At 59.9% G+C, this 25,977-nt stretch carries 24 protein-coding genes and 2 pseudogenes; 16 read left to right on the top strand and 10 right to left on the bottom strand.

From position 1 onward, the window contains the following. Position 1 precedes the first annotated feature (1 nt). The 5 genes and pseudogenes from argC to H9L06_RS00270 all read left to right on the top strand — a co-directional run bounded on the left by argC (position 2) and on the right by H9L06_RS00270 (position 4,968). Positions 2-1,074, top strand: a pseudogene (gene argC / locus H9L06_RS00250) (N-acetyl-gamma-glutamyl-phosphate reductase). Then, positions 1,071-2,225 (top strand): bifunctional glutamate N-acetyltransferase/amino-acid acetyltransferase ArgJ, encoded by a 1,155-nt coding sequence (gene argJ / locus H9L06_RS00255; RefSeq protein WP_187555343.1) that lies wholly within the window; start codon positions 1,071-1,073, stop codon positions 2,223-2,225. Before argC ends, argJ begins: the two are co-directional and overlap by 4 nt. An 8-nt stretch (positions 2,226-2,233) precedes the next feature. After that, a complete protein-coding gene (gene argB, locus H9L06_RS00260) occupies positions 2,234-3,136 on the top strand; it encodes an acetylglutamate kinase (RefSeq protein ID WP_187555344.1) in 903 nt (300 codons plus the stop codon). 73 nt (positions 3,137-3,209) lie between these two features. Further along, positions 3,210-3,530, top strand: coding sequence for a ferredoxin (gene fdxA / locus H9L06_RS00265; protein WP_187555345.1), 321 nt, complete (start codon positions 3,210-3,212; stop codon positions 3,528-3,530). A gap of 145 nt (positions 3,531-3,675) precedes the next feature. Further along, positions 3,676-4,968, top strand: a complete 1,293-nt coding sequence (locus H9L06_RS00270; protein WP_187555346.1) for a citrate synthase — start codon at positions 3,676-3,678, stop codon at positions 4,966-4,968. A gap of 98 nt (positions 4,969-5,066) precedes the next feature. Here H9L06_RS00270 and H9L06_RS00275 read toward each other — a convergent pair whose 3' ends face one another. Next, complete coding sequence (locus H9L06_RS00275) at positions 5,067-6,293, bottom strand: acyl-CoA dehydrogenase family protein (RefSeq protein WP_187555347.1); 1,227 nt, start codon at positions 6,291-6,293, stop codon at positions 5,067-5,069. A 168-nt stretch (positions 6,294-6,461) separates the two neighbouring features. On the opposite strand from H9L06_RS00275, the gene H9L06_RS00280 reads away from it, so the two are divergent. From H9L06_RS00280 to H9L06_RS00290, 3 genes are all read left to right on the top strand, one after another. Next, on the top strand, positions 6,462-6,905 hold the full coding sequence (locus tag H9L06_RS00280) for an Lrp/AsnC family transcriptional regulator (protein WP_223165202.1): 444 nt from the start codon (positions 6,462-6,464) through the stop codon (positions 6,903-6,905). Positions 6,906-7,009: 104 nt separating this feature from the next. Beyond that, the gene (locus H9L06_RS00285) at positions 7,010-7,180 is read left to right on the top strand and encodes a DUF3117 domain-containing protein (RefSeq protein ID WP_187555348.1); all 171 of its coding nucleotides are present in this window, start codon (positions 7,010-7,012) and stop codon (positions 7,178-7,180) included. Positions 7,181-7,454: 274 nt separating this feature from the next. Then, the gene (locus H9L06_RS00290) at positions 7,455-7,703 is read left to right on the top strand and encodes a hypothetical protein (RefSeq protein WP_187555349.1); all 249 of its coding nucleotides are present in this window, start codon (positions 7,455-7,457) and stop codon (positions 7,701-7,703) included. Positions 7,704-7,774: 71 nt separating this feature from the next. Here the strand turns inward: H9L06_RS00290 and H9L06_RS00295 are convergent, their stop codons facing one another. After that, positions 7,775-8,413: an O-methyltransferase gene (locus H9L06_RS00295; protein WP_187555350.1), complete on the bottom strand. Its 639-nt coding sequence runs from the start codon at positions 8,411-8,413 to the stop codon at positions 7,775-7,777. 105 nt (positions 8,414-8,518) lie between these two features. On the opposite strand from H9L06_RS00295, the gene H9L06_RS00300 reads away from it, so the two are divergent. After that, entirely contained in the window at positions 8,519-8,899 is a 381-nt protein-coding gene (locus tag H9L06_RS00300; RefSeq protein WP_187555351.1) for a twin-arginine translocase TatA/TatE family subunit, read from the top strand. Positions 8,900-8,922: 23 nt separating this feature from the next. Here H9L06_RS00300 and H9L06_RS00305 read toward each other — a convergent pair whose 3' ends face one another. Genes H9L06_RS00305 through H9L06_RS00315 form a run of 3 tightly spaced genes read right to left on the bottom strand, consistent with a single transcriptional unit; the run spans position 8,923 to position 11,997 of the window. Beyond that, positions 8,923-10,107, bottom strand: a complete 1,185-nt coding sequence (locus H9L06_RS00305) for an Mrp/NBP35 family ATP-binding protein (protein WP_246454407.1) — start codon at positions 10,105-10,107, stop codon at positions 8,923-8,925. After that, complete coding sequence (locus tag H9L06_RS00310) at positions 10,100-10,693, bottom strand: DUF1003 domain-containing protein (protein ID WP_187555352.1); 594 nt, start codon at positions 10,691-10,693, stop codon at positions 10,100-10,102. The genes H9L06_RS00305 and H9L06_RS00310 overlap by 8 nt, the downstream gene beginning before the upstream one ends. After that, complete coding sequence (locus H9L06_RS00315) at positions 10,690-11,997, bottom strand: magnesium transporter MgtE N-terminal domain-containing protein (RefSeq protein ID WP_187555353.1); 1,308 nt, start codon at positions 11,995-11,997, stop codon at positions 10,690-10,692. Before H9L06_RS00315 ends, H9L06_RS00310 begins: the two co-directional genes overlap by 4 nt. A gap of 108 nt (positions 11,998-12,105) precedes the next feature. Here H9L06_RS00315 and H9L06_RS00320 point away from each other — a divergent pair, with 108 nt between their 5' ends. Further along, entirely contained in the window at positions 12,106-12,594 is a 489-nt protein-coding gene (locus tag H9L06_RS00320) for a YflT domain-containing protein (protein WP_187555354.1), read from the top strand. A gap of 5 nt (positions 12,595-12,599) precedes the next feature. Here the strand turns inward: H9L06_RS00320 and H9L06_RS00325 are convergent, their stop codons facing one another. After that, on the bottom strand, positions 12,600-13,979 hold the full coding sequence (locus tag H9L06_RS00325; RefSeq protein WP_187555355.1) for an aminopeptidase P family protein: 1,380 nt from the start codon (positions 13,977-13,979) through the stop codon (positions 12,600-12,602). A 48-nt stretch (positions 13,980-14,027) separates the two neighbouring features. Here H9L06_RS00325 and H9L06_RS00330 point away from each other — a divergent pair, with 48 nt between their 5' ends. Continuing rightward, positions 14,028-14,885: a PHP domain-containing protein gene (locus H9L06_RS00330; RefSeq protein ID WP_187555356.1), complete on the top strand. Its 858-nt coding sequence runs from the start codon at positions 14,028-14,030 to the stop codon at positions 14,883-14,885. Between the two features lie 11 nt (positions 14,886-14,896). Here the strand turns inward: H9L06_RS00330 and H9L06_RS00335 are convergent, their stop codons facing one another. Further along, positions 14,897-16,429 (bottom strand): DEAD/DEAH box helicase, encoded by a 1,533-nt coding sequence (locus H9L06_RS00335; RefSeq protein ID WP_246454408.1) that lies wholly within the window; start codon positions 16,427-16,429, stop codon positions 14,897-14,899. 183 nt (positions 16,430-16,612) lie between these two features. Here H9L06_RS00335 and H9L06_RS00340 point away from each other — a divergent pair, with 183 nt between their 5' ends. Both H9L06_RS00340 and H9L06_RS00345 read left to right on the top strand, forming a co-directional pair. Then, on the top strand, positions 16,613-17,332 hold the full coding sequence (locus H9L06_RS00340) for a ferritin-like fold-containing protein (protein ID WP_187555357.1): 720 nt from the start codon (positions 16,613-16,615) through the stop codon (positions 17,330-17,332). A 9-nt stretch (positions 17,333-17,341) separates the two neighbouring features. Continuing rightward, positions 17,342-18,532 (top strand): methyltransferase domain-containing protein, encoded by a 1,191-nt coding sequence (locus tag H9L06_RS00345; RefSeq protein ID WP_246454410.1) that lies wholly within the window; start codon positions 17,342-17,344, stop codon positions 18,530-18,532. Here the strand turns inward: H9L06_RS00345 and H9L06_RS00350 are convergent. The 3 genes from H9L06_RS00350 to H9L06_RS11645 form a co-directional block, all read right to left on the bottom strand. Next, on the bottom strand, positions 18,525-18,758 hold the full coding sequence (locus H9L06_RS00350; RefSeq protein WP_246454411.1) for a DUF3107 domain-containing protein: 234 nt from the start codon (positions 18,756-18,758) through the stop codon (positions 18,525-18,527). The two genes, H9L06_RS00345 and H9L06_RS00350, sit on opposite strands and share 8 nt — an antisense overlap. A gap of 101 nt (positions 18,759-18,859) precedes the next feature. After that, positions 18,860-19,963, bottom strand: a complete 1,104-nt coding sequence (locus H9L06_RS11640) for a penicillin acylase family protein (protein WP_425489990.1) — start codon at positions 19,961-19,963, stop codon at positions 18,860-18,862. A 50-nt stretch (positions 19,964-20,013) separates the two neighbouring features. Next, positions 20,014-21,525 (bottom strand): penicillin acylase family protein, encoded by a 1,512-nt coding sequence (locus H9L06_RS11645; protein WP_246454412.1) that lies wholly within the window; start codon positions 21,523-21,525, stop codon positions 20,014-20,016. A gap of 102 nt (positions 21,526-21,627) precedes the next feature. Between H9L06_RS11645 and H9L06_RS00360 the strand changes: the two genes are divergently transcribed. The 3 genes and pseudogenes from H9L06_RS00360 to H9L06_RS11880 form a co-directional block, all read left to right on the top strand. Beyond that, complete coding sequence (locus H9L06_RS00360) at positions 21,628-24,813, top strand: UrvD/REP family ATP-dependent DNA helicase (RefSeq protein ID WP_187555358.1); 3,186 nt, start codon at positions 21,628-21,630, stop codon at positions 24,811-24,813. Beyond that, positions 24,810-25,814 (top strand): UvrD-helicase domain-containing protein, encoded by a 1,005-nt coding sequence (locus H9L06_RS11650; RefSeq protein ID WP_281381626.1) that lies wholly within the window; start codon positions 24,810-24,812, stop codon positions 25,812-25,814. The genes H9L06_RS00360 and H9L06_RS11650 overlap by 4 nt, the downstream gene beginning before the upstream one ends. After that, positions 25,814-25,858, top strand: a pseudogene (locus H9L06_RS11880) (hypothetical protein); the annotation flags it as partial. The gene H9L06_RS11650 and the pseudogene H9L06_RS11880, both read left to right, overlap by 1 nt. Positions 25,859-25,977 lie beyond the last annotated feature (119 nt).

A 25,977-nucleotide genomic window follows, 5' to 3' on the forward strand; every position in this document is an offset into this window, starting at 1 on the left:
AATGACTTATAGTGTGGCGGTCGCGGGTGCGAGCGGGTATGCGGGCGGCGAATTGTTGCGTCTGCTTGCTGAACACCCGGAATTTGAGATCCGCACGGTCACGGGACACTCGAGCGCGGGCAGGCCGCTCATCGAGTCGCAACCCCATCTCCGCTCACTCGCTCACCTCACCCTCAAAGAGACCACGCCTGAGGTGCTCGATGGGCATGACGTCGTGTTTTTCGCACTCCCGCACGGGGCTTCTGGCGAACTCACCGAGCAGCTTACGAGCGTCCGACTCGTTGTCGACTGTGGTGCGGATCACCGGTTGGCGAGCGCTGACGATTGGGCGAAGTTCTACGGGGAGAACACCACCACGCCTGGACGTATGGTGTGCCAGAGCTCATCCTCGCCGAGCAGGCAGCAGACGGAACACCGATCTGGACCAGGCAGCGTGAGTATTTGGCGGAGTCGAGTCGCATCGCAGCCCCGGGGTGTAACGCATCGACAGTTGCTCTCTCACTCGCTCCCGGTATTGCAGCAGGAGTTATCGAAGCGAACGACATCGTGAGCGTGCTCGCAGTGGGTCCCTCGGGCGCTGGCAAGGCGGCTAAAACTCACTTGCTCGGTGCCGAACTTATGGGCACCGCAAACCCGTATGCGGTGGGTGGCACTCACCGGCACATCCCCGAAATTCAGCAGTCGCTGAAAGGTGCCGGCGCGACCACTGAGCCGACGATAAGTTTTACCCCGGTGCTGGTTCCCATGAGCCGCGGAATACTTGCGACCTCGACGGCACGTCTCGTGCCGGGCACCTCCGCTGAGCAAGTGCGGGCAGCGTGGGAAGACGCCTACACCGCTGAGCCGTTCATACATGTGCTACCCGAGGGCATATTTCCACGCACCGCCGATACGCTCGGCGCAAATACCTGTCTCATCGGTCTCGCAGTAGATGAAGCAGCAGGCCGCGCCGTCGTTGTTGCGGCGCTCGACAACCTCGCAAAGGGCACCGCAGGTGCCGCGATCCAGTCTGCAAATATTGCTCTTGGAATCCCAGAGACAACTGGGTTGAGCGTGAATGGAGTAGCACCGTGACCGTCACGACACCCAAAGGATTTCGTGCATCTGGCATTGCAGTCGGCCTGAAGAGCACGGGCAAGCCAGACCTGGCGCTCGTCGTGAACGACGGCCCCGAACCAGCAAGCGCAGCGGTGTTCACGTCGAATCGTGCGCAGGCGAATCCGATCATTTGGAGCAAGAAGGTTATTCAGAACGGTCCATCTCGCGCCGTCGTGTTGAACTCTGGAGGGGCCAACTGCTTCACCGGTGAGTTCGGGTATGAGACTACGAGATTGACGGCGGTCGCGGTCGCGACAGAGATTGGTGCCGATCCAGAGAACATTCTTGTGTGCTCCACTGGCCTCATTGGGTCGGGGGATCAGGTGTTTCGCGACAAGATCGTGACGAATATTCCAAAACTTGTTTCGGCGCTTTCCAGCGAGGATACGGTGGCCGCCTCCGCGATTCTCACAACCGACTCCGTAGAGAAGACCGCTGTGCACCAGAGCAACGGGTGGTCGATAGGAGCTATGGCCAAGGGAGCAGGCATGCTTGCTCCAGGACTTGCCACAATGCTCGTCGTGATCACGACCGATGCGGCGCTTGATAGCGATGCGCTTGACCGGGCACTGCGCCGATCCACCGCCGAGAGCTTTGACCGCTTGGACTCAGACGGGTGTATGTCCACAAACGACCAGGTGACGCTGCTCGCGAGCGGGGGGTCTGGCGTGACTCCCGACGAGACCGAGTTTGCCGAGGCTCTAGCGCAGGTGTGCGATAGCCTCGCTGCCCAGCTCCAGGCCGATGCAGAGGGCTCCAGCCACGACATCGACATCGAGGTGCGCGGCGCGGCTTCGATCGAAGATGCGGTCGAGGTTGGGCGCAGTGTGGCTCGAAACAATCTGTTTAAGGCAGCGATTTTTGGTAATGATCCGAACTGGGGTCGCGTGCTCGCTGCTATCGGTACCACGCAAGCAGACTTCGATCCATACGCAGTCGACGTGAGCTTCAATGGGGTGCGTCTCTGTCACGCTGGCGGCCCAGATCGCCCAGTCACCGATTGCGACCTTACGCCTCGCAAAACGCACGTCGAGATCGACCTTTTCGCGGGTTCGTTCTCTGCGACAGTGCGAACGAACGACCTTACGCACGACTACGTGCATGAGAACTCTGCATACTCGAGCTAGGAAAATGAATGACTGACGTCGCACCGCCCGCAAGTCAGAGCTCCGCAGCCGAGAAGGCCGCAGTGCTCATTGAGTCACTTCCGTGGCTCAAGAAGTTTCGTGATCGCATCATGGTCATCAAATTCGGTGGCAACGCGATGGTCGATGATGCACTACTTCGGGCATTCGCCGAGGACGTGGTGTACCTCAGGCATACCGGCATTCGTCCTGTTATTGTGCACGGAGGCGGGCCACAGATTAGCAACATGCTCGAACGCCTTGAGATTGAGAGCGAGTTCAAGGGGGGCTATCGCGTAACCACGCCCGAAACTATGGACGTCGTACGCATGGTGCTCACCGGCAAAGTGAATCCTGAGCTCGTTGACGAAATTAACGCGCACGGTCCGCTCGCTTCTGGCACCACGGGCGAAGATGCTGGCCTGTTTATTGGCCGCCGTCGCCCGCCCATCGAGGTCGATGGCGAGACGGTGGATCTCGGTCGCGTCGGCGACATCGTTGGCGTACGCCCGGAGGTGCTGCACAGCATGATTGATGCAGGACTCATTCCTATCGTTTCCTCGATCGCCCCTGACGTCGATAACCCGGGGGAGTCATTGAATGTAAATGCAGACGCGGCGGCTTCGGCGCTCGCGACGGCGCTGAACGCTGAGAAGCTCGTGATACTCACCGACGTCGCGGGTCTGTACTCTGATTGGCCGGATCGTGATTCTCTCGTATCTTCGATCACGGCGAGCGAACTTGAGGCGATGCTTCCCTCCCTCGAATCCGGCATGATCCCCAAGATGCGAGCCTGCCTCGATGCTGTGCGCGGCGGGGTTCCCAAGGCAGCGATTATTGATGGACGCGAGCCGCACTCGGTGCTGCTTGAGATCTTCACTGAGCGCGGCATTGGAACTGAAGTCGTCGCTTAGTGGCCTCGCAGTTTGGTGGCGGTGCGATCGCTAAGATGGGGGTATCTGATCTCTTGAGTGAAAGGCGGGCCTCATGACCTACGTGATTGCACTTCCCTGCGTGGACGTGAAAGATCGCGCCTGCGTCGATGAGTGCCCGGTCGATTGCATCTACGAGGGTGAGCGCATGCTCTACATTCACCCTGACGAGTGTGTCGACTGTGGGGCATGCGAGCCAGTATGCCCCGTCGAAGCCATCTACTACGAAGACGATCTTCCTTCTGAGTGGTCTGATTACTACAAGGCGAACGTCGAGTTCTTCGATGAGATTGGTTCGCCGGGCGGGGCCGCGAAGGTCGGTGTTTACGATTTTGATCATCCCGTGGTCGCGGTATTGCCTCCTCAGGGCGACTGATTTTTGTTCGATGTCGAAATAGTTTCTGTCTCTTTCCGGCATGATCTTGCCATGTTGTTCGTTAAACTCTGAATTGCAGGTAGGGTAAATTGGGGCGTCACCCTTACGATGGGTGCCGCCTGTTCAGACCTCATGAGGAGACGACGTGACCGAATCACACCAGGCCCCGGCGAGCGCAACCCTAAGCTTTCCGGGTGGAACGGCTGAGCTGCCGATCCTTCCGTCTGTCGATGGCCCTGGCGCGATCGACGTCAGCACGCTAACGAAGCAGACCGGCTACACCGCACTTGACTACGGCTTTGTGAACACAGCATCGACAAAGTCAGATATCACCTACATCGACGGTGAGCAGGGCATTCTGCGTTACCGCGGATACCCAATTGACGAGCTAGCGCAGGGTTCAACCTTTCTAGAGGTTGCCTACCTGTTGATCTATGGCGAGCTGCCAACGTCGGATCAGCTCGCGGCGTTCGACGAAGAGATCCGCCGCCACACGCTGCTGCACGAAGACATGCGCTACTACTTTGAGGCTGTGCCGCACACCGCACACCCAATGGCGATGCTTTCGGGCGGCTTGCAGACCATGTCTACGTACTACGAGAGCTCGCTCGACACTGCGGTTCCCGAGTTCGTTGAGGTGAACACCATTCGCCTGCTCGCAAAGCTTCCCGTGCTTGCGGCGTACTCGCACAAGAAGTCAATCGGCCAGGCGTTCCTGTACCCGAAGAACGAGCTCAGCTTCGTAGAGAACTTCCTTCGCCTGAACTTCGGCAACCGGGCAGAGAACTACGAGATGAATCCGGTGCTTGTTGATGCACTCGACAAGCTGCTTATTCTGCACGCTGACCACGAGCAGAACGCGTCGACTTCGACCGTGCGACTCGTTGGTTCCACGGGTGCGAACATGTTCTCATCGATCTCTGCGGGCATCAACGCACTTTCGGGCCCACTCCACGGTGGTGCAAACGAGGCAGTGCTTTCGATGCTCGCGCAGATCCGCGACTCTGGTCAGAGCGTACAGACCTTCGTTGAGAAGGTTAAGAACAAGGAAGACGGCGTGAAGCTGATGGGCTTCGGGCACCGCGTCTACAAGAACTACGATCCGCGTGCGCGCATCGTGAAAGACAGCGCCGAGCGCGTGCTGTCGGAGCTTGGAGTGAACGATCCGCTGCTCGCGCTTGCGCAAGAGCTTGAGCAGATTGCACTCGAAGACGACTACTTCAAGGAGCGCAAGCTCTACCCGAACGTCGATTTCTACACCGGCGTCATTTACAAGGCTATGGGCTTCCCGACACGCATGTTTACCGTGCTGTTCGCCATCGGTCGTCTGCCTGGGTGGATCGCGCAGTGGCGCGAGGCACGCCTCGATCCGCAGACCAAGATTGGCCGTCCGCAGCAGCTGTACGTGGGGTCGCCTGAGCGACACCTCGGCCGCTAAGCCGCACAAAGATTGAATGCCCCGGGCCGTTGGCTCGGGGCATTCGTACTGTTGAAGGGAGGGGTGCTTGCTCGGGAGCTCTTTGGGGATCTGAGCGGTTACGCGGCGCGCCGAGGCGTGATCTGAGCTTCCGCCGCTTGGGTGCGATGTTCGAGTGTGTGGATTTGCCCCGATCCACCGCGTTCGAGGTGCCGAGAAATCACCATGCGCTGAATTTGATTTGTGCCCTCGAAAATCTGCATGATTTTCGCGTCGCGCATGTATCGTTCGACCGGGAAGTCGCGGGTGTAGCCGGCCCCGCCGAGCACTTGCACCGCGTCGGTCGTGACTCGCATCGCTGAGTCGGTTGCGAGTAGCTTCGAAATTGAGGCCTCTCGTGAGTATGGGAGACACTGGTCTTTGAGCCTCGCCGCCGCGAGCATGGTGGATCGCGATGCAACGATCGCCGTTTCCATGTCGGCGAGCATGAACCCAACACCCTGGTGCTGAATGATGGGCTTCTCAAATGTCTCGCGTTGCTTCGCATACTCGAGCGAGACGTCGAGCGCGCCCTGCGCGAGTCCTGTCGCACAGGCGGCGATGCCGAGTCTCCCGGAGTCTAGTGCGGAGAGAGCGATCTTGAGCCCCTCACCCTCTTCGCCGATGCGGCGACTCACGTGCACCCGCACATTTTCGAAGCGGATCGACGCAGTTGGGGAGGCTGAGAGCCCCATCTTGCGCTCGGGAGCATCTGCCTCGATACCGGGAGTATCTGCGGGTACAACAAAACAGCTGATGCCCTGGTGGTCACCCGGCTTCCCACTCGTACGGGCCATCACGGTATAGAAGTCAGCGACCCCGCCGTGCGTGACCCAGGCCTTGGTGCCGTCGATCACATACTCGTCACCATCACGGCGAGCGGTTGTAGTCATAGCCGCGGGATCGGAGCCGGCGTGGGGTTCAGATAGGCAGTATGCGCCGAGCGTGGTGCCGTCGAGCATGGCGGGCAGAAGGCGACGGCGCTGCGCTTCAGAGCCGAAGATGGCAATGGGGTAGCAGCTCAGCGCGTGCACCGAGACGCCCACGGCGACCGATGCCCAGACCGATGCGATCTCTTCGGTGACCTGAAGATAGACCTCTGCGGGAAGGCCAAGGCCTCCATCTTCTTCCGGGTAGGCGAGTCCGAGTACACCGAGCTCGCCGAGGAATCGGAACAGATCGCGTGGGAACTGCTCCTCGCGCTCAAACTCAGCTGCCTTCGGGGCGAGTTCTTTGCGCGCGATATCGCGCACGAGCTCGAGAAGCTCGGCGTGCTCAGAGGAAGTGAAAATGCGTGTTGTAGGCATGTCGTGCTCCTTCTGTTTCGACCTCGATGTCTTGAGATCACCATGTCACGAGAGAACTGGTTGCTCAATATATGTGCGCATTCCTTTCAATGAGTGTGTATGTGATGCGTAGAATTGGGTTATTTATGAATGAAGTTTTCGGGGCATGAAAGATTGTGAGGGCTGCCCATGGATGAGGTTGATCGCAAAATTCTCGGAATGTTGCGTGGAAATGCGCGAATGCCCGCGAGTGAGATTGCGCGCGAAGTTGGTCTCTCAGGAGCGTCGGTCGCGCGACGCATTGAGCGCCTCGAAGCGAACGGCACGATCCGCGGATATGTCACCGTGATCGATGATGCGACGGCAGGTGAACTTGATGCCTTTACCGAGATCCGGTTGCGGAGCGGGGTTGAAGCGCGAGAGTTCGAAGAGATCGCGAAGGAGGTGTCCGAGATTCAGCAATATTACACGATCGCCGGCGACCCCGATGGTCTTGTGCGCTTTCGTGCGCGCAATGTGGATCACCTGCAGCAGGTGGTGAACTCGATCCGCAAGACACCCATCGTGGCGGGTACCAAGACCCTCATTGTCATGTCGGTGTGGGATCGAAACGTGCTCGACTCACTGTCGTAGCTCGTCACATTGGCGAATTTGCGCCGTTCTATTTCACAAGGATTTCCACAGTCGTCGCGGAAAGGAGATAATAGAGGGGTAAGACCAAACTGCGAGGAGGCGTCATGGCGGCGATGAAACCGAGAACTGGAGACGGACCGATGGAAGCGGTGCGCGAAAGCCGCGTCATCGTTGTGCGGGTTCCGTTAGAAGGCGGTGGTCGTCTGGTGGTGTCAGTAAACGATGATGAGGCCGCGGAGCTTCGCGATGTGCTCGCAGGAGTGCTCGACGGCTAGAACGTAGTTTCTTGAATGGCGGCTACCGCGTAATAGCGGCTTCACCGCCTCAAACATAAACCTCCGGCAGGTTCAGGGTGAATACCCTCCTGCCGGAGGTTTTTGCGTGCATGCTCGGCGTTCTTCCTTATCGTCCCTGGTCTACGTAAATTTGCTCTACAAGTACGTAAAGGACTCAAGAGTCTTACTGAGTTCGGCAATATGACCGATCCGAAGTCTTCTGATCGGTTTAGTGTGGATTCCTGACCGGTCAATAGAACTTAGTGAAAGTCCGATGAATATGACTCATTCAGCGAAGCGAGAGAATATTGCCTGGATCATTGCGGTGATGCTGACACTCATTGCCTTAGGCGTAAGCATGTGGGCGGGCAATAGAGCCGATGAAGCAGCCAGTACGGCGATCGGTGCGGCGGAACGAGTAACGGCACAGTTGAGCAACTATACGTTCATTCTCATTATGCTTGCGGGGATTGCTTGCTCAGTAGCAGGAGCGATGACAATCAGGAGAAAGCTCACTCGATAGTGCGCTCCTAGCCAGCTCGTGGCAGTATCACCGCGTCATATCGCCCAAAACGCGAGAACTTTGTCGAGTGATTACCGGTAACCGTCGAGGCGCACCACGGTGAGCAGCCCGTCACCGGCGGGGGAGAGCGACGCCGTGACCGCGTTTGATTCGGCGACAACCGCGAGGAGGTCGCGGAGCGCCTGGGTCGCCTCGTCACGCGATGCTGGGTCAGGCACTCGACCGTGAGATAGAGCGCCGGGCACAAGGATCGCACCGCCCGGGCGAACAATCCCGAGAGCATGCTCGAAGTACTCGAGCAGCTGCGCCTGGTCAGCGTCGAGCACCACCAGGTCGTAAGCAGCCAGGTTCAGGCGCGGCATGATGTGACGAGCGTCGCCCTCGACGAGACGTGCCCGAGAAGCGGGAATGCCAGCCTCGGCGAACATGGCTCTCGCCTCTTTGAGGTACTCGGGTTCGATCTCGATCGACGTGAGAATGGCGTCTGGCCGGTGACGCAGCAATGACAAACCGCTCACGCCAACACCGGTTCCAATCTCGCAGATAGCGCGAGCGCCAGTAAGCACGGCGAGCGCCGAGAGCTGCGACGATACGCTGCGAGACACAGGCTCGATTCCAAGCTCGAGCGAAACGCGTCGGGCGCGCACGAGTACGTCAGTCTCCGTTGGGTACTGTTCGGTGTACTGCCAATTCCGTTCGAGCTTGCTCACGAGACCTCCGACTTTCTGTCATGTTTAGGATAGTTGCACAGGGACCTTTTGGGTGCTTGGCTCGCCGAGTGGTCATCGGCCGCCGCGCTGAACTACGATGATCGTATGGGCGGCCTGACATTCGACAAGATTCTCATCATCTTGGTGATAGCAATGTTTGTGGTCGGTCCTACTCGTCTGCCGATGTATGCGAAAAAACTTGGTGATTTTGTGCGCTCGGTCAAGCAGATGGCAGATGGTGCGAAGGATCGGCTTAAAGAGGAGATGGGCCCCGAGTACGACAACGTCGACTGGAAGCAACTCGATCCACGCCAGTACGACCCGAGAAGAATCGTGCGCGACGCGCTCATGGAAGACGAGCGCGAGGCAAAGCTTGCGGCGCGACGAGAACGCCTTGAGGAAATCGCTGCAGCGCGGCGCGCCAAGCAAGGCATTGCAAAAGACGGATCGCCAGTCACGGTTCGGTTCGACGACGAAGCAACCTGACCAACAAGGTCTCGTTCAAGCGCTTACGTTGGGCTCAGTCCGAGACTCTTTCCGGCGAGCCCTCTGCCCTGAGCAGCGATTTCGCGCGCGATGCGAATGATCTCAACGGCCGCCGGATCCTCGGGATGCGAAAGCACGGTGGGCGTGCCGCCGTCGCCTCCTTCACGAAATTGCGGGCTGAGCGGAACGCTGCCGAGCAACCGCACCGCCTGCTGGCCCTCGGCACTCTCGCTGGCGTTCAGCCGATCCACAACTGCCTTGCCACCGCCCGAGCCAAAAATCTCGAGCACCGAACCGTCGGGCTGAATGAGGCCCGCCATGTTCTCAATGACACCGACGACCTTCTGGCCGGTCTGACGCGCGACGAGTGCGCTGCGCACCGCCACATCAGCCGCGGCCTCTTGCGGAGTCGTTACGACGAGCACTTCGGCCTGGGGGAGCAGCTGCCCCACGCTGATCGCCACGTCGCCGGTTCCGGGCGGCAGGTCGAGCAGCAGCACGTCGAGGTCGCCGAACCAGACGTCGCGCAAGAACTGTTCGATCGTGCGGTGCAGCATGGGGCCGCGCCACGACACGGCAGTGGATCGGGGATCGGCGTCACCAAGGAACATTCCGATCGAAATGACACGCACACCGTGTGCCTCCGGGGGAAGGATCATGTCGCCGACCCGGGTCGGGGCTTCGGTCACACCGTCTTTGCTCAGCCCCATGATTCCAGGGATGGAGAACCCAAACACATCGGCATCGACGAGCCCAACGGTGAGTCCTTGGGCTGCGAGAGACACCGCGAGTGAAGCCGTGAGCGACGACTTGCCAACGCCTCCCTTTCCGCTCGTCACAGTGATGACGCGGGTGAGTGAATCGGGACCGAACTGCATCGGCCTACCGGATCCGCGCACGAGCTCGATGAACGCTTGGCGCTCCTCGCGGTTCATCACCCCTACGTCGATCTGAGCCTCGCTCACACCCGCGGTGCCAAGGGTCGCCTCGGTCACGTCAGACTCGATGCGCCTCGCCGCGGGACACCCAGCGATGGTGAGCTTAAGACTGACGTCGGCGACTCCCTGGTCGCTAACACGCACTCGATCCACCATGCCGAGCTCAGTGATCGGGCGGTGGATCTCGGGATCAATTACTCGGGCGAGTGAATTCCAGACCTGCTGTTCAATAGCGTTCTGTGGTGAAGTCGGGAGAGGTTCGTCACTCACCGGGCTTCACCTGATCATGCCGCGTCGAATCTGGGCCCTGTGGCGATTCTGGGCCCATTGCCGACTCTGGTTGCTGCGAGGAACCCTCGACTTCTTCTGCCGCAAGCTCGGCGAGCAACGCCTTGAGTTCTTGGCGCACAAAGTCGCGATCGGGCAGATCCTTGATCGCGAGCCTTAGTGCGACAACCTCGCGCGCGAGAAACTCGGTGTCTGCAAGGTTTCGCTCAGCCTGCTTGCGGTCTTGCTCAATCTGCACGCGGTCGCGGTCGTCTTGGCGGTTCTGCGCGAGCAGAATCATCGGCGCAGCATACGAAGCCTGCAACGAGAGGATCAGGGTGAGTGCAGTGAACCCGAGTGCAGCGGAGTCGAATCGGAACTCCATGGGGCCGATTGTGTTCCACACAAGCCATGCGACACAAAACACCGTAAGTAACGCCAAGAACCACGGGGTGCCCATGCCTCGAGCGATGCTCTCGGTCCAGCGACCAAATCGTTCGTTGCTACCAGAGCCAGAGCGCCGAAGCTCACGGGCGGATCGCGCAGAGCGAGGGGCGTCGAGGCCAGTGTTTCGCTTGAAGAAGCTCATGCCTGTGCCCCCTTTGCGGTGTCGGTCTGAGCGGTATCGGTTTGGGCGGCGTCGGTTTCATCATCAGCGTGACGCCAGTCGTCTGGAAGCAGGTGATCGAGCACGTCGTCGACAGTTACCACTCCGACCAGACGCTTATGCTCGTCGACAACGGGCATAGCTACGAGGTCGTAACTCGCAAGTCTTCTCGACACTTCAGCCGCACTCGCGGTAACCGGTACCGCCTCAATCTCTGAGTCAAGCAGCGCCGAGATGCGCTCGTGCGGCGGGAACCGCAGCATGCGCTGAAAATGCACCATACCGAGAAACTCACCGCTCGGAGTCTCATACGGCGGATGCGTCACATACACCGCAGATGCCATAGCTGGTGGAATCTCCGCGCGGCGGATCATAGCGAGAGCCTCTGCGACGCTCGACTCGGCCGCGAGGATGATCGGTGTCGGACTCATGAGGCCGCCAGCGGTGTCGAACTCGTACTCGAGGAGCCTTCGCACGTCTTCCGCTTCCTCTGGCTCCATCAGGTCGAGAAGCTCTTCACCCTGGGCCGTCGGCAGCGCAGAAATGAGGTCCGCAGCGTCGTCAGCATCCATCCGATCCAGAACATCGGCGGTTCGAGTCGACGGAATGAGGGCGAGAATCGAAAGCTGATCGGTCTCGCTCATCTCTTCAAGCGCATCGGCAACGCGCTCATCTTGCAGCTCATCGATTACCTTCGCGATGCGGTTGGGTGGAAGCTCGAGCAACGACTCTGCGAGGTCCGCCGGCTTGAGATCCACAAGCGTCTGCACGAGCAGCTCCGCCGAATGATGCTCATCTGACTGGCTCGGACGCTGGATGTCGCCCCACCGCACCGTGCGCGCGGGGCCACGACCAAAGCCAGACGCGGTCTTCGGCAGTCGCACGAATAGTTCTGAAACCACCCATTCGCCAGATCGGGTGCGCTCAATCGCCGCATCTTCAACGACGGCAGGGCTCGCAGATTGGCCTGGTTTCTCGGGAAGGAGGGACACGCGCATGCCGATCATCTCGGCAATCATGCGCGATTCGCTGCGGCGCTGTTCGAACCGGCGAATATTAATGAGGCCCGTCGTGATCACCTGGCCCGACCCAATCGAGGTCACGCGCCCGATGGGCACGAATACTCGACGTTTACCCGGAATCTCGACGATGAGGCCAACAACGCGCGGCGCCGTCGAAGCACGGTATACGACAAGCACGTCGCGAACCTTGCCAATCCGGTCACCCACAGGATTGAAAACGCCGCGGCCCGCAAGCCGACCGACAAAAACCCTAGAAGTAGTCACCCCTCTAAGGTATCGTTCGCCGCGCGCTCAGGCTGCACAAATCGTGAATTCACAAACGTGCACCCGGTATACGGCCCAGTGGATCAGTAGCTGTGGAAGAATCAAGGCATGAGTAGCCCGGGTTTTTCCTCTTCGCGCACGCCACTGCCCCCTGAACTGCCGACGGGGGAGATCATCTCGACGTACGACAAGTACCTCGATGCAAAGCACGCGGTAGACATTCTCGCCCGCAGCGGGTTCCCTGTGCAGCAAGTGTCGATCGTCGGCAACGATGTGCGCAGTGTCGAACGGGTGACGGGCAGACTGAGTTACGGTCGCGTCGCATGGATGGGTGCGCTCTCGGGTGCGTACCTCGGACTCTTCCTCGGGTTGCTGCTGTTTATTTTTCAGCCGGACAACGCGGGTATCGGCGGGGTGTTCCTCGCCGCGATCGTCATCGGTGCTGGGTTCGGCATGCTCTTCGGTTTGCTTTCATACGCACTGAACCGTAACCGCCGAGATTTCTCGTCGGTCATGCAGATGGTCGCGACTCGCTACGACCTTGTCACCGATCCATCGCACCTGCACGAAGCGCGCCGAATACTCACCCAGGCTTAGTAGCCCTAGGCGGAGCGTCGCCTCGCACTCTGGATCCACCGCTCAACGTCGTCGGCGGTGCGCGGAATCTCAGCTGAGAGATTCACGCACCCGTCTTCGGTGACGACAATGTCGTCCTCGATCCGCACGCCGATGCCGCGCAACTCCTCTGGCACCGTGAGGTCGTCGGGTTGGAAGTACAACCCGGGCTCAATCGTGAACACCATGCCGGGTTCGAGCTTTCCATCAAGGTACAGCTCGCGCTTTGCTTGCGCGCAGTCGTGCACGTCGAGACCCAGGTGATGGCTCGTGCCGTGAACCATGTAGCGACGGTGATACGCGGTGCCGTCGGGCTCGGGGAGCAGCCCCCACTCGCGTGTGTACCGCTCGATCACGGCCATCGCGGCATCGTGCACATCGCCGAAACGAATGCCGGGCTTGACGATCGCGCGCGCCGCATCTGCCGCATCGAGCACCGCTTCGTAGACGCGCCGCTGCGGCTCGGTGAACGTACCCGAGATGGGCACCGTACGCGTGATGTCAGCGGTGTAGAGGCTATCAAGCTCGACACCGGCATCAAGGAGGAGAAGGTCGCCCTCACGAACCGGGCCATCGTTGCGGATCCAGTGAAGTGTGCAGGCGTGCGCGCCTGCAGCAGCGATCGTTTCGTAGCCCACCTCATTGCCGTCGAGGCGCGCGCGGTGGTTGAACACGCTTTCGACGATGCGCTCGCCCCTGGGGTGTGATGTTGCCTCGTTAAACGACGCGAAGACCTCGGTGAAGCCTTTCGCAGTCACGTCGACAGCGGCCTGTAGCTCTGAAATCTCGAACGCGTCTTTAGTAAGTCGCAGCTCAGAAGCTGCGCGCGCCAACGAGTCGTCTTCGAGCGTGAGGTCGCCATCTGCAGCGACAAACTCGTCGAGGTGCGCGGTCTCGAGGCCGAGTAAAGCCGCGACCTGCGCAAGCGAGGGCCTGGGTCCGATCCAGAACTCACCGATTTCGGGGTTCGCGAAGAATTCGTCGCTATCGCGCCCCGCGCGCTCGCGGAAATAGAGCTTTGCTGCGCCACCGGGCTCAATTGTCAAGATCGCTCCGGGCTCAGAGTCAGAGCCCCACCCGGTGAGGTGCGCGAATGCGCTGTGCGCACGAAACGGGTAGAAAGTGTCGTTCGAGCGCTGCTTGAGCTGTCCAGCAGCAACGACGAGTCGAGTGGCGGGGAACTGCGCAGCAAGACGCTCACGACGTAGCTTCGCGTATGGTGCAGCGGGTAGCTCTGCTGGTAGCTCATCGACTCGCTCCGCCCAGTGCGACGAAATGTAGTCAAGGAAGTTGTCTGAAGTTGGAGTGGTGCTCCGGTTGCTGTTGTCGATCTCAGCTTCGTGGGTAGCGTTCGCCTGCTCGGTCATGCTCCCATCCTCCCATCTCGACCTGAGGGTCGGGAATAGACTGAAGCAATGACCAGCAGCGCGGTGGAGTTAAGTGGTGGATACGACCTCCACACCCACTCACTCATTTCAGACGGCACGACGAGGCCCGCAGAGATCGCGGCGGAAGCGGCTGCACTTGGCCTCGAGGGCTTCTCGCTCACTGACCACGACACGATCGAAGGCTGGGACGAGGCGCGCACGGCAGCCCGCGCTCACGGTATTGATTTCTTGCCGGGCATCGAGGTGACAACGCGGCACAACTGGAAGTCGCGGCACCTGCTCGGGTACGGCGTCGATCCACGCGCTGACGAGCTTTTCGAGGGGTTGCAACGCGTGCGGGATGCTCGCTTTACCCGCGCTCGCCGCATGGTCGAGCTGCTCGCCGCAGACTTCGATATTTCGTGGGAGTACGTCATGGGAAGCACCGAGACGATCGCGGTTGGTCGGCCGCACATCGCCGATGCGCTCGTTGAGGCAGGGTATTTTGCGGATCGGAGCCAGGTGTTCGCCGAGGTGCTGCACCCGAGGTCGCCCTACTATGTTCCAACCTATGCGCTTGAGATGCCTGACGCGATCGCGCTCGTGCGACGGGCAGGCGGGTTGCCGGTTTTGGCTCACCCAGTTGCAGTGCGTCAGAGTACGCCAGTTACGCCCGCAATCGTGCGAGAACTTGTCGAAGCTGGGCTGTGGGGTATCGAACTTGAGCACCCAGAGAACCGAGAAGATTGGCTCCCGCCACTTCGTAAGGTGGCAGCTGAACTCGGGTTAGAAGTCACCGCTTCGAGCGATTATCACGGCGAGGGTAAACCAAACAGGCTTGGCGAAAAGCGTTCGAGTCGCGACCTTGTTGAGCGCATTCGCTCGCAGGTCGCGACTCCGCAGTAAACGGGGGAGGCTTAGGCCTCGGGCTGAGGCTCAGCCGGCGAAGCCTGCGCACCAGAGTCTGGTGCACTAGCTGCCGCAGAATTGTTGGTGCGACGGCGGCGACGGCGGCGCCTCGGCGCTTGCTCCTCGCCCGAACCTGCCTCGCCCGGCAGCGGTGCACCGGGCTCGCCCTTGCCCTCAAGGTCGTGGCCGTGCTGTTCGTGACCGTGCGCTTCACCGCGCCCGCCGCCGCGTGGGTTCGCGTCGCGAGTGCGCTTGCGATTGCGGGTGCGTGAGCGGCTTGATCCACCGCCAGACCCCGCGCCCTCTGCGCCTGAGCCCTCGCGCTCCTTTCGCGGAGCGCTTTCTTTCACCGGAGTCGCCTTGAGGCGGCCCTTCGAGCCCTCAGGGATGTTGAGTTCACTGTAGAGGTGCGGCGATGACGAATAGGTCTCCACAGGCTCGGGCACCCCAAAATCGAGCGCCTTATTAATGAGCGCCCACTTGTGCATGTCGGCCCAGTCGACGAACGTTACGGCGATACCGGTTCGCCCCGCACGACCGGTGCGACCGACCCGGTGGAGGTAGGTCTTTTCGTCGTCGGGAACGGTGTGGTTAATTACGTGCGTGACGTCATCGACATCGATTCCGCGGGCCGCAACATCGGTCGCGATGAGAATGTCTTTCTTGCCTGACTTGAACCCAGCCATCGCGCGCTCGCGCTGATCCTGATTGAGGTCACCGTGCACAGATGCTGCTGAGAAGCCGCGATCCACAAGCTCTTCTTGCAGCTTGGCCGCCGCGCGCTTCGTGCGCATGAAGATGACTGTCTTGCCGCGACCCTCAGCCTGCAGAATTCGACCGATGACCTCGTCTTTGTCGAGGGCGTGCGCACGGTACACCTTGTGCTCAATGTTCGCCTGCATCGCGCCCTCGTCGGGGTCTGAAGCGCGAATGTGGATCGGCTTCGACATAAACCGCCTCGCGAGTGACACGATTGTGCCGGGCATCGTTGCCGAGAACAGCATGGTGTGCCTGGTAGCGGGAGTCTTTGAGAAGAGCTTTTCGATGTCGGCGAGGAAGCCGAGGTCGAGCATCTTGTCTGCCTCGTCGAGCACCATTTCGCGCACGTTTGCGAGATTCAGCACACGCTGGCTCGCGAGGTCGAGCAGACGGCCGGGGGTGCCGACAACGATCTGCGCACCCGCCTTGAGCTGGTCGATCTGGCCCTCGTAGGCCTTGCCGCCGTAGATCGGCACGACGGATGCGCCGCGGTTCTTCGCAGCAAGCTCAAGATCTTCAAATACCTGCACCGCTAGTTCGCGCGTTGGCACGACGACCAGTGCCTGCACACCCGGCTCGGGATTCTCGCCCACGCGCTGAAGCAGCGGAAGGCCGAAGCCGAACGTCTTGCCGGTGCCTGTCTTCGCCTGGCCGATGATGTCTTGGCCAGTGATTGCGAGAGGGATTGTCTGTTCTTGGATTGGGAAGGCATCGACGATGCCCTTCTCTGCAAGTGCGTCGACCATGTCTTGATCTACGCCCAATTCGAGGAATGTGGTCACGTTGCGTCCTGTTCTGTTCGATTGTGCATTGCTACGCGTCCATCGATCAGGGCGCAGCTGTCGCGGCTCCAGCGGCAGCGACGAAATACATACGTGCGAGGCCAGTCTAGTTCGAGACGCGCAATTTCCCCGTGATTCCCGCGGTATTCCTCGGACTCGGTGCTGCGACGGTACACTTACAGCGTGTTCGAGTGGATCAGAGGGCTGCGCGCAAAACAGGCGCCGTCGCGTCGGCTGCAGTCTCGCGACGAAGAGAATGAAGCCGAACGCGTTGACTTATCTGAGTTCGCACCAGGCATTCTGCCGTTCCTTGGCCTCACCGCCTACCTGCAACTCGAGCTCTATGAAGCGGCGACCAGGGGAGTCTCGGGCGCAGCAACCCTCGAGGCCAAGGAGACCCTGGCCCGAGTCGCTGGCGAAACGCTCGCGAAGCACCAGAAGTTTGCCGACGAGATTCGCAGGCGCGGCCACGAACCGCACACCATCATGCGGCCCTACACGAAGGTCATCGACGATTATGTCGAGCGGATCGACGCTGACGACTGGCACCAGCACGTGCTCTCGCTCTACCTTGTCGGCGGATTGTTTGACGGGTTCTTCGCGAGTCTCGCTGAGGGACTCAAAGATTCGTATCGCACTGAGGGAATATCGATCCTCGGCGGTGGTGAGGGGCGAGAAGCGCTTCGTGGTTTGCTCGCACAGGCGCTTGAGGAAGACCGGAAGCTGTCGCACTGGCTCGCAGTCTGGGGGCGGCGTCTCGTCGGAGACACGCTTCTAGTGTCACGCGCGGTGCTCGCGCTGAGTGAGAAGCGTGAGTTCGTCGAGAGCGAGGTCGAGCCAGTGTTCACCGAGCTCATCGCCGATCACATTCGTCGTATGGACGGGCTTGGCCTCACCGCATAGGCGGCGCTCGTGAATACGTCGATCGACCTGAGCCCACCTCACTGCGACTATTTCGCTGCGGGAGTGTGCCGCTCATGCACCTTCATTGAGACGCCAATCTCGGCGCAACTCGAGGAGAAGCAAGCCCGCTGCACTGAGTTTCTGCCGGGCATACCGAGCGAGGCCTGGCTTCCGCCAGTAGGTGGGGGTGTGAGAGCGTTTCGAAACCGTGCGAAACTCGCTGTAGGTGGCGAGGCTGGTGACGTGACGCTCGGCATCCTCGATCGTGAATGGTCGGGGGTGGATCTCAGTGAGTGCCTCATTCACGAGAATGTCATTCGCTCTGTGACTCCGACGCTCAAGGCTCTCGTAAACGATTCTGGGATTGAACCGTACCTCGTTCCAAAACGCCGTGGCGAACTGAAGTACGTGCATGTTACAGCGAACCTCTCGAGCGAGCTGATGGTTCGATTCGTGGTGCGCACCGAACACGGGCTTGGCCTCATCAAGCGCCAACTGTCAAGGATTCGCCAGGCTCTGCCGAACGCCGTTGTGATCTCTGTCAATCTGCTGCCAGAACACAAGGCTGTGCTCGAAGGAGAGCGTGAGGTGACACTGCACGGCGAAGCACTCGCCATGCAGCTTGCCGGCGAGACGCAAAAGATCACACTGCACCTGCGCCCACAGAGCTTCTTCCAAACCAACACGCAGGTGGCGACCGCGCTCTACAATCAAGCGTCACAGTGGGTGGATCGCATAGACCCCGCCTCGGTATTAGACCTTTACTGTGGCGTCGGGGGATTCGCGCTGTTCACTGCGAGTGGTGCAACGGGCTCCCGCAGGGTGCTCGGTGTGGAGGTAAGTGAACAGGCGATTCGATCCGCAAAGCGGAGTGCGAAAGAGGCGGGGATCCCCGCCCAGTTTTTCGCGGCGGATGCGACTGATTTCGCGGTCTCACTAGCGCGCGAAGAAATGCCCGAACTGGTCATTGTGAACCCGCCACGGCGCGGCATTGGCGAAGAACTTGCGGGGTGGATCGAGCGCTCGCCGATCCACCATGTCATCTATTCGAGCTGCAACCCGGCATCGCTCGCACGCGACCTCGAGCGCATGCCGTCGCTACATGTGAAAGAAGCACGGCTCTTCGACATGTTCCCGCATACGGGTCACTTGGAAGTTGCCGTGCTTCTCGAGCGCGTGAGTGCCGCTCAGGTTAGCTGACGAAGCCCACCTTGCGCGCTGCGTCGGTGCCGATCTCAACATACGTGATTGCGGCGCGATTCACGAGGAAATGGCGACCTTTGGTGTCGGTCAGTGCCACGATTCCCTCGGCCTCGGCCTGGATCAGCTCGCGGATCTCGTCTGCCGAGGCGTCGGTCTCGAACGAAAGCTCGCGCGCCGACTGATTGATGCCGATCCGTACTTCCACAATTGCCTCCTGGCTCACTGGCTTTTCTACTTCCTCGAGTGTATTCGTGACTCGCTCACACGGTGCCTGAAACCGGTGCACGTTCGCCGTCAGCGCATCACCGGGCCGGTCAGGTGCTGCTATTCGGTGGGGCGCAAGATCAGCGTGTCTGTCGTGGCAGCATCCACCGCTTCCGGCGTGTACACCCAGGCGTACTGTGCACCCAGCGCCCAACCTTCGGTCTGATCGGTGTAGTGCTTGTGGAACGCGTGACCGCTCTGGCCCGTCAGGTTCTGCCAGGTCGAGGCGTCCCAATCCGACACGTCAATCACCATGCGCATCGAGGGCACCGTAACGGTCTCGTAGCCCTGCCCGAGTTCCCAACCTGTCGCGTTCACCACCCCTGATCCACCCGATGCCTCATACGGGCCACGGTTGAAGAGTGCCTCGATAAGGGCGATGCCGCTCTCGCCGAACGTTCCGTGAGTGAGCGAGAGTGCGTGTAGCTCTCCCCAGTTCCAATTCGCCAGGTTTTCGCCTTGCAGTTCTTGAATTTCTGCGAGCGCCTGATTCGCGGCGACCTCAAGCAATTCTTGCTGCGACGCCGAGTTTCCTTCAGTCCACCATCCAGACTGTGGATCGGCGAGCAGTAGTTCGAATACGCGCGCAAATCGCGACTGGTCGTCTCTTGGAATATCGCCTCCGTGCCCCGCAACTAGCTCGGCGGTTACGTGCTCCCAGAGCACATTTGCAAAGGCTGCGGCGGCGGAATCTAAATCGTTCTGGCCATCCCAATCGGCGAGAAGATCGAGTGCCGATTGAAGCGCATCATCGTCTGTGCTGAAACTTGAGTACGCGCGCTTGAGTGTGTCTGCGGCGGGCATCTCGTTGTCCATTTGGATCTCGGCCAGGTCGCTTGCTGCGATGGGACCCTCTGCGATCCGCTCTTCGATAAGCTCGGCAATACGTGCCGCGCGGTACCCGTAATCCCAGTCTCGGCTGAGGAAATGTGGGTAATCATCGTTCACAATCGCGTTGTTTGCCGTGACGATGTAGCCAGATCGTGGGTTGTAGATCCAGGGTTGTTCCTCGAACGGAACGAAGCCCTGCCAGTCAAAGCTGCTGTCCCAACCAGGCGTCGGCAGGAAGCCCTGCTGCCCATCTGCGCGAATGGGGAGTCTGCCGGGAGCCTGATATCCAATGTTTCCTGATGTATCAGCGTAGATAAGATTTTGCGCTGGCACATCAAAGAGGCTCGCTGCAGTGCGGAAGTCAGTGAAGTTTTCTGCGATATTCAGTGCGAATATCGCCTTCGCTGTGCTTCCTGCGTCGAGCGCAGTCCAGCGCAGAGCAACCGCCGCCTCAGCCTGGTCTGACTCCTGGGGAGTGCCGCTGCATCGAGAGCGATGATCGTGCCGTCTGCCTCTTCTGTGAATGGCGAGGCCGCGATCGCGGTGAAGTCGTTTGTGAGACCAGAGACCACGGGGCCGTGGATCGTCTCGCGTACCGTGAAGACCGTGTCTTCGCCGTTGGCGACCCGAATTGTCTCCTCGCGAGTGGTCATATCTCGCCACTCACCGTCGTACCAATACCTATCGCCACTTGTTGCTTCAATAAACAGATCCGCTACGTCGGTAGTGAGGTTCGTGAAGCCCCACGCGACGTCTTGGTTATGCCCAATGACAATGCCGGGGAGGCCCGAAAAGCTGAAGCCCGCGACATCGAACGGGCACTCATCTGTGAGCTCAGCGCAGCGAAGTTGCATCTGCGTCCACACCGATGGGAGTTCGGCACCCAAATGTGGATCATTTGCGAGCAAAGGCTCGCCAGTTGCGGTGTATTGCCCAGAGACGACCCAAGAGTTGGATCCAACACCCTCACCCTGAGCGGTAATAATGCTGTCGACTTTTTCGAGCAATTGGGTAAGTGCCACTCCTCCCATTGCGGCGACTGCGCTGTCGAGACGATCTCCGAGCGGCGCATCAGAGGCCGTTATAGAAGCATGAGCGTTGGCGGCGAGAACATTTTCGCCAGCAGGATCGTCCGCGAGGATCACCGGATGCTCGCCGAACGGATATCCAGGATACAAGTCTTCGAGCTGTTTCGAGTCGAGAAACTGAGCCTCAAGTGCGCGGGCAGTCTCATCTTCGATATTCGTGCGGAGATCCCAGGCCATAGCCTTGAGCCAAGCGACTGAGTCAGCGGGCTCCCACGGTTCGGGGGCATAGTCAGAGTTCTGAAGCCCGAGTACCGAGTATTCGAGAGAAAGTTCGGCCCCCTGGCGCTCTGCGAGATAGGCATTTACTCCGTCTGCGTATGCCTCGTAGTAGCTGCGCGTCTCGGCATCGAGAGCCTCCACCTCTTGCTCTGCGACGCGATGCCAACCGAGCGTGCGCAGAAACACATCGGTTCCAAGCTGCGACTCTCCAAACAGCTCAGAGAGCCTTGCGCTTGTGAGATGGCGGCGGAAGTCCATTTCCCAGAAGCGGTCTTGCGCGTGCACATACCCCTGGGCGAAGAAGAGGTCGTCGGAGGTCTCGGCCGTGATGGTTGGGATGCCGTGTGAATCGCGCTGCACACTGACCTCGTCGGCGAGCCCTTCGACCGAGACCGTGCCATTCACTGTGGGGAACGAGCGCTGCACAGTCCAAACGCCGAGGCCCGCTGCAATGAGTGCGATAACGACGATGCAGACGAATACCCAGCCGAGAATGCGAAGCCCACGACGCCTTGGTTTTGGTTTCAACTGCCGATTTTTTGCAGTACCGGATTGCGCGATAGCTGTCGAGCTGTCGGCTTGCGTCATTGTTCCTCCGCTTTGAGTAGACGTGCGTGCACTGAGAATGCCCCACGAGTATGGCATGAGTGTGAGAAACCGATTGTCCGACCCTCTCACTAGGCTGAATCTATGATCAGTTTCGATGCCGCCCAGTCGCGTGTCCTCGGCCTCGATGCGCGTAGGCACGCACGAATTATTGGTGCTGCGGGAACAGGTAAGACCACCCTGCTCGTCGAAAGTTATGCGAACATACTCGAGAACTCTGGCTGGCAGCCCGCAGATCTCCTCGTTCTCGCCCCGAACCGACTTGTGGCGTCTCGAGTGCGCACACTCGTTGAGCAGCGGGTTCGACGAGTGCTCGCCGGTGTACCTGTGCGCACAGCGTCGTCGTTTGCGTTCTCCCTCCTTAATAGCTACGCCGCCCAGCTTGGTGATCCACCGCCGCGTCTGCTGACAGGTGCAGCACACGATGAAACGATCTCAGAAGTTGTCGGTGCTTACATCGATGCGCCGGGTGAGTCTCACGATTCGCAAGCTTCTCGCCTCGCGCCTGAGGTATTGCTCAGTGCACCTTTCAGAGCAGAACTTCGTGAACTCGCACGCGTGCTTGATGACTTCGATATCGACCCGGTCGACATGCGGGTGCAGCTTGCTGAGCTGAGTGTCAGAGCACGAACTGAAATCTATACGCGGTTTCCTGATCCAGCTATCTCAGCAAGATGGGATGAGGGGCTCGCGTTGCTCACAGAGGTTGGCGAGGTACTTGCGAAGACGAGACCTGGTGAGTTGAGTGCTAGCAGCCTGTTGCGGCGCGGGGCAGCTTTGATTCGGTCGGGCGCTGTGAGCGCACCGATGCTGGTCCTCGTAGACGACGCGCAAGAGCTCGGCGAGGGGCAGCTCGCGCTGCTCACCGCCTGTGCGATGAGAGGGAGCGCGGTTTGGGTGTTCGGCGACCCAGACACCTCAACCGGAGCTTTTCAGGGGGAGCGCACAAGCATCTTGGCAGGAGTTCACGGCGAACTCGCACGCCGAGGTTGGGAAAACCATGCAGGTGACGACGAACAAGTCGTCGTTCTCGAAACCGTGTTTCGGCACGGGCCAACTATTCGAGGATTCGTTCGAGACCTCTCTGAGCGACTCGGAGTCTCAGGTGGTGGGGCGCAACGTGAAGCGAGCAGTTCAGTCGCTGCAGACGCTGACGCTGTGGAGTTTGCCCGTGTTGCGTCGTCAACAGAACAGTTGGGCGTCATTGCTCATCGAATGCGCGCGAGAAGGCTCGGAATCGGTGGTGGGACTCGTCAGCTCAAGTGGGATGATATGGCTGTCGTATGCCGGTCCCGCGCCGAAGCGAGTCGGGTGGCGCGCTTACTCGCTATGCATCAGGTACCGGCCGGGGTTGCGGCCGGTGGTGTTGTGCTGCGTGAACACTCAATTGTTCGTGAACTCGTTGTACTTTTACAGCACGCATTGGGCATTCGTCCGCTCGACGCGGCCGCGATACTACAGCTAGCCGGTGGTGTGATTGGCGGACTCGATGCTGTGGCTGTTCGTCGATTGCGCGGTGCAATGCTCATCGAAGAGCGGCGGGCAGCCCGGGCCGAACAGCGAGACGCGCTCTCGATCGATGAGCTTATATACGACGGGTTCATGTTCCCCGACACGGGTCGGGTTCCCGACAGCGCTGGCGGGCGAGCGATTCGTAAGCTCGGGCAAATTGCCCGCTCTGGGGCGCGAACGCATACGAGTGGCGGAACCCCGAGAGAAGTGCTGTGGGCACTTTGGGAAGGCACGAAGCTGGCAGAACGGTGGCAGCGAGATGCGGTGTCAGGAAGACGTTCAACCGCAGACGACGCGAACCGTTCACTTGATGCGACACTCGGCCTGTTTTTCGCGCTGCAGCGCCACGAGGAGCAAAACAGCTCGCAGCCGATCGAAGATTTACTAGAAGAACTACTAGCGAGTACCGTTCCACAAGATTCGCTCGCGCAATCGAGCTTGCGAGACACCATCACAGTGACGACTCCCCAGGGGCTTGTCGGCCGTGAGTTCGCGCTAGTGACCGTGCTCGGAGTGCAGGAGGGAGCCTGGCCGAATGTGCGCGCACATGGCTCACTACTTGGCACAGCTGCGCTTGAGCGGTGGTTGCGTGGCGGCCAGGCCCTCCCTGCATCGAGGCGAGAAACGATCCACGATGAGTTGAGACTCTTTCTGCAATCGTGCTCCCGCGCGACAGAAGAGCTATTGGTTGTTGCAGTTGCCGACGATGAGCAATACCCGAGCCCGTTCTTCGCATTCGGGGAAGCGTTCGAGACCCAAGAACTGCCCAGCGCCCGTCTCACACTACGGGGGGTGACCGCCGAAAAACGTAGACAAGTAGTTACCAACCCAGACGGTGTCGATGCCGTCGCGTCGCTGACCGAACTTGCGCTCGCCGCTGTTCCGGGTGCGCACCCTGACGATTGGTATGGCGTATTGCCGGCATCGAGTGACATTCCACTCTTTGCCGGAGCAAGTGGTGACACCGCACAGTCAATTCCCGTGAGTCCGTCTCAACTTGAGCGGGCCGAAGAGTGTGCGCTCGATTGGGTCATTGCCGCACTCGGCGGTGGATCGGGGAATGTGCAGGCGAGCCTGGGCACTCTGGTGCATCATGCACTGGAGACAGCAGAAAACACTGACGCAGAGGCACTGCTCGAAACCATCAATGCAGAATGGAAGAAACTTCCGTTCCAGGCCGAATGGGAGTCAGAGCGTATGCAGCGGTTGGCTCAGCAGATGGCCCAGGGGCTCTCCGAGTATCTCCGCGCGTTCGAAGTGTCAGACCGTCAGCTCCTCGGGCGAGAGTCGAGATTTAGTGTGCAGATTGGGAATGCTCAATTGCGAGGTGTTGCTGACCGCATTGAGGCTCGCCCGACCCCCGAGGGTATAGAAGTGCAGGTGGTTGATCTGAAGACAGGTAAGACCGCAGTGTCAGGGCCAGCCGCAGAAGAGCACGTGCAGTTGCAGGCATATCAACTTGGCGCTTCACTCGGTGCGTTGGAAGTTGAGACACAAGGTAGCGACGAAGCACAGTTGCAGACCTCGGCGAAGCTCCTCTATGTGCATCCGGATTCGGCAAATGGGAAGGGATTCGTTGAGCGAAAACAAGCCGAACTCACGCAAGAGCGGAAAGCTGCGCTAATGCAACGAGTTTCAGATGTTGCTGAAGTCATGGCGGCCAGCAACTTTACTGCGCGGATCGAGCACCACTGCTCCGATCCACACAAACCAGGCAATTGCAGGCTGCACATTATTCAGGCGGTGAGCCACGCGTGAGCCCCGTTGACACGATGAACCCGGTATTTTCAGCAGCGCGAATCGCGCAGATTCTCACTCCTCCGGGGCAGCAGCCGATCACTCCCACCGACGAACAGCGTGCCGTCATTGAGCATCCTCTCGAGGGGAGCACTCTCGTCATTGCGGGCGCCGGAAGCGGCAAGACCGAAACTATGGCGAATCGGGTGGTCTGGCTTATAGCCAACGGAATCGTCGACCCAGAGCAAATCCTAGGGCTCACCTTTACTCGGAAGGCCGCTGGCGAGTTGCGGGAAAGAATTGTCCGCAGTCTTACCGGATTCAGTGCGAGCCTCGAGAACCTTGCAGAACTCGGAGAGCTTTCCGATGCCGAGCGCACGCGAGCCGATGCGCTTCGTACTGTGCTGGCTGACGGGCTAGATCTGCCAGAGGTGAGTACCTATAACTCCTTTGCTGCTGGTGTGCTCCAGGAATTCGGTGTGGCAGCTGGCCTTGCTCCGGGCGCGGTCGTGATCGATGAAGCCATGGCGTGGCGTGTCGCGCGCGAAACGCTGTACTCATGCAAAGACCCTGACCTCGTGACGAGCGACCTCAGTGCGTCAACACTCATCAGACACATGATCGAGATGGATCGAATGGTCGCCGACCATCTCACGAGTTTCGATCGCGTAGATCAGGTCGTAGAGGAGTTCCGTGGTGTGCTGCGGCTGCCATACAACGAGAAAGAAAAGCCTGATGCGCCGAGCGGCAAAGTGTATGCGCCCGTGCGTGATGCGGTGCAAGCGCTCGCCGAAACTCCTCTCATCACAAGGCTTGCCCGCCTCTACTCGGCCGAGAAGCAACGCCGAGGACTGATCGACTTCTCCGATCAACTCTCGCTCGCGACACAAACGCTGTCTGCTGCCCCTGAATCGCGCAGGGTACTGCGGTCTAGGTATCGAGCAGTGTTGCTTGATGAAGTGCAAGACACTTCGGTGGGGCAGACGAGACTCCTCTCAAGCATTTTTGGGGGATGCCTGTGATGGCGGTGGGCGATCCGCACCAATCGATCTACGCCTGGCGTGGTGCGTCCGCCGAAGGACTTCTCTCGTTCCACTCAGATTTTCAGGGAAGATCCGAAGAGCGAGATTCATCAGCCGGGGCTACAACCTTGACGCTGTCGGTGAGCTGGCGAAACCCTGTCAA

This window comes from Leucobacter denitrificans (genome assembly GCF_014396385.1).
In the GTDB taxonomy this organism is placed as follows: Bacteria; Actinomycetota; Actinomycetes; order Actinomycetales; family Microbacteriaceae; genus Leucobacter; species Leucobacter denitrificans.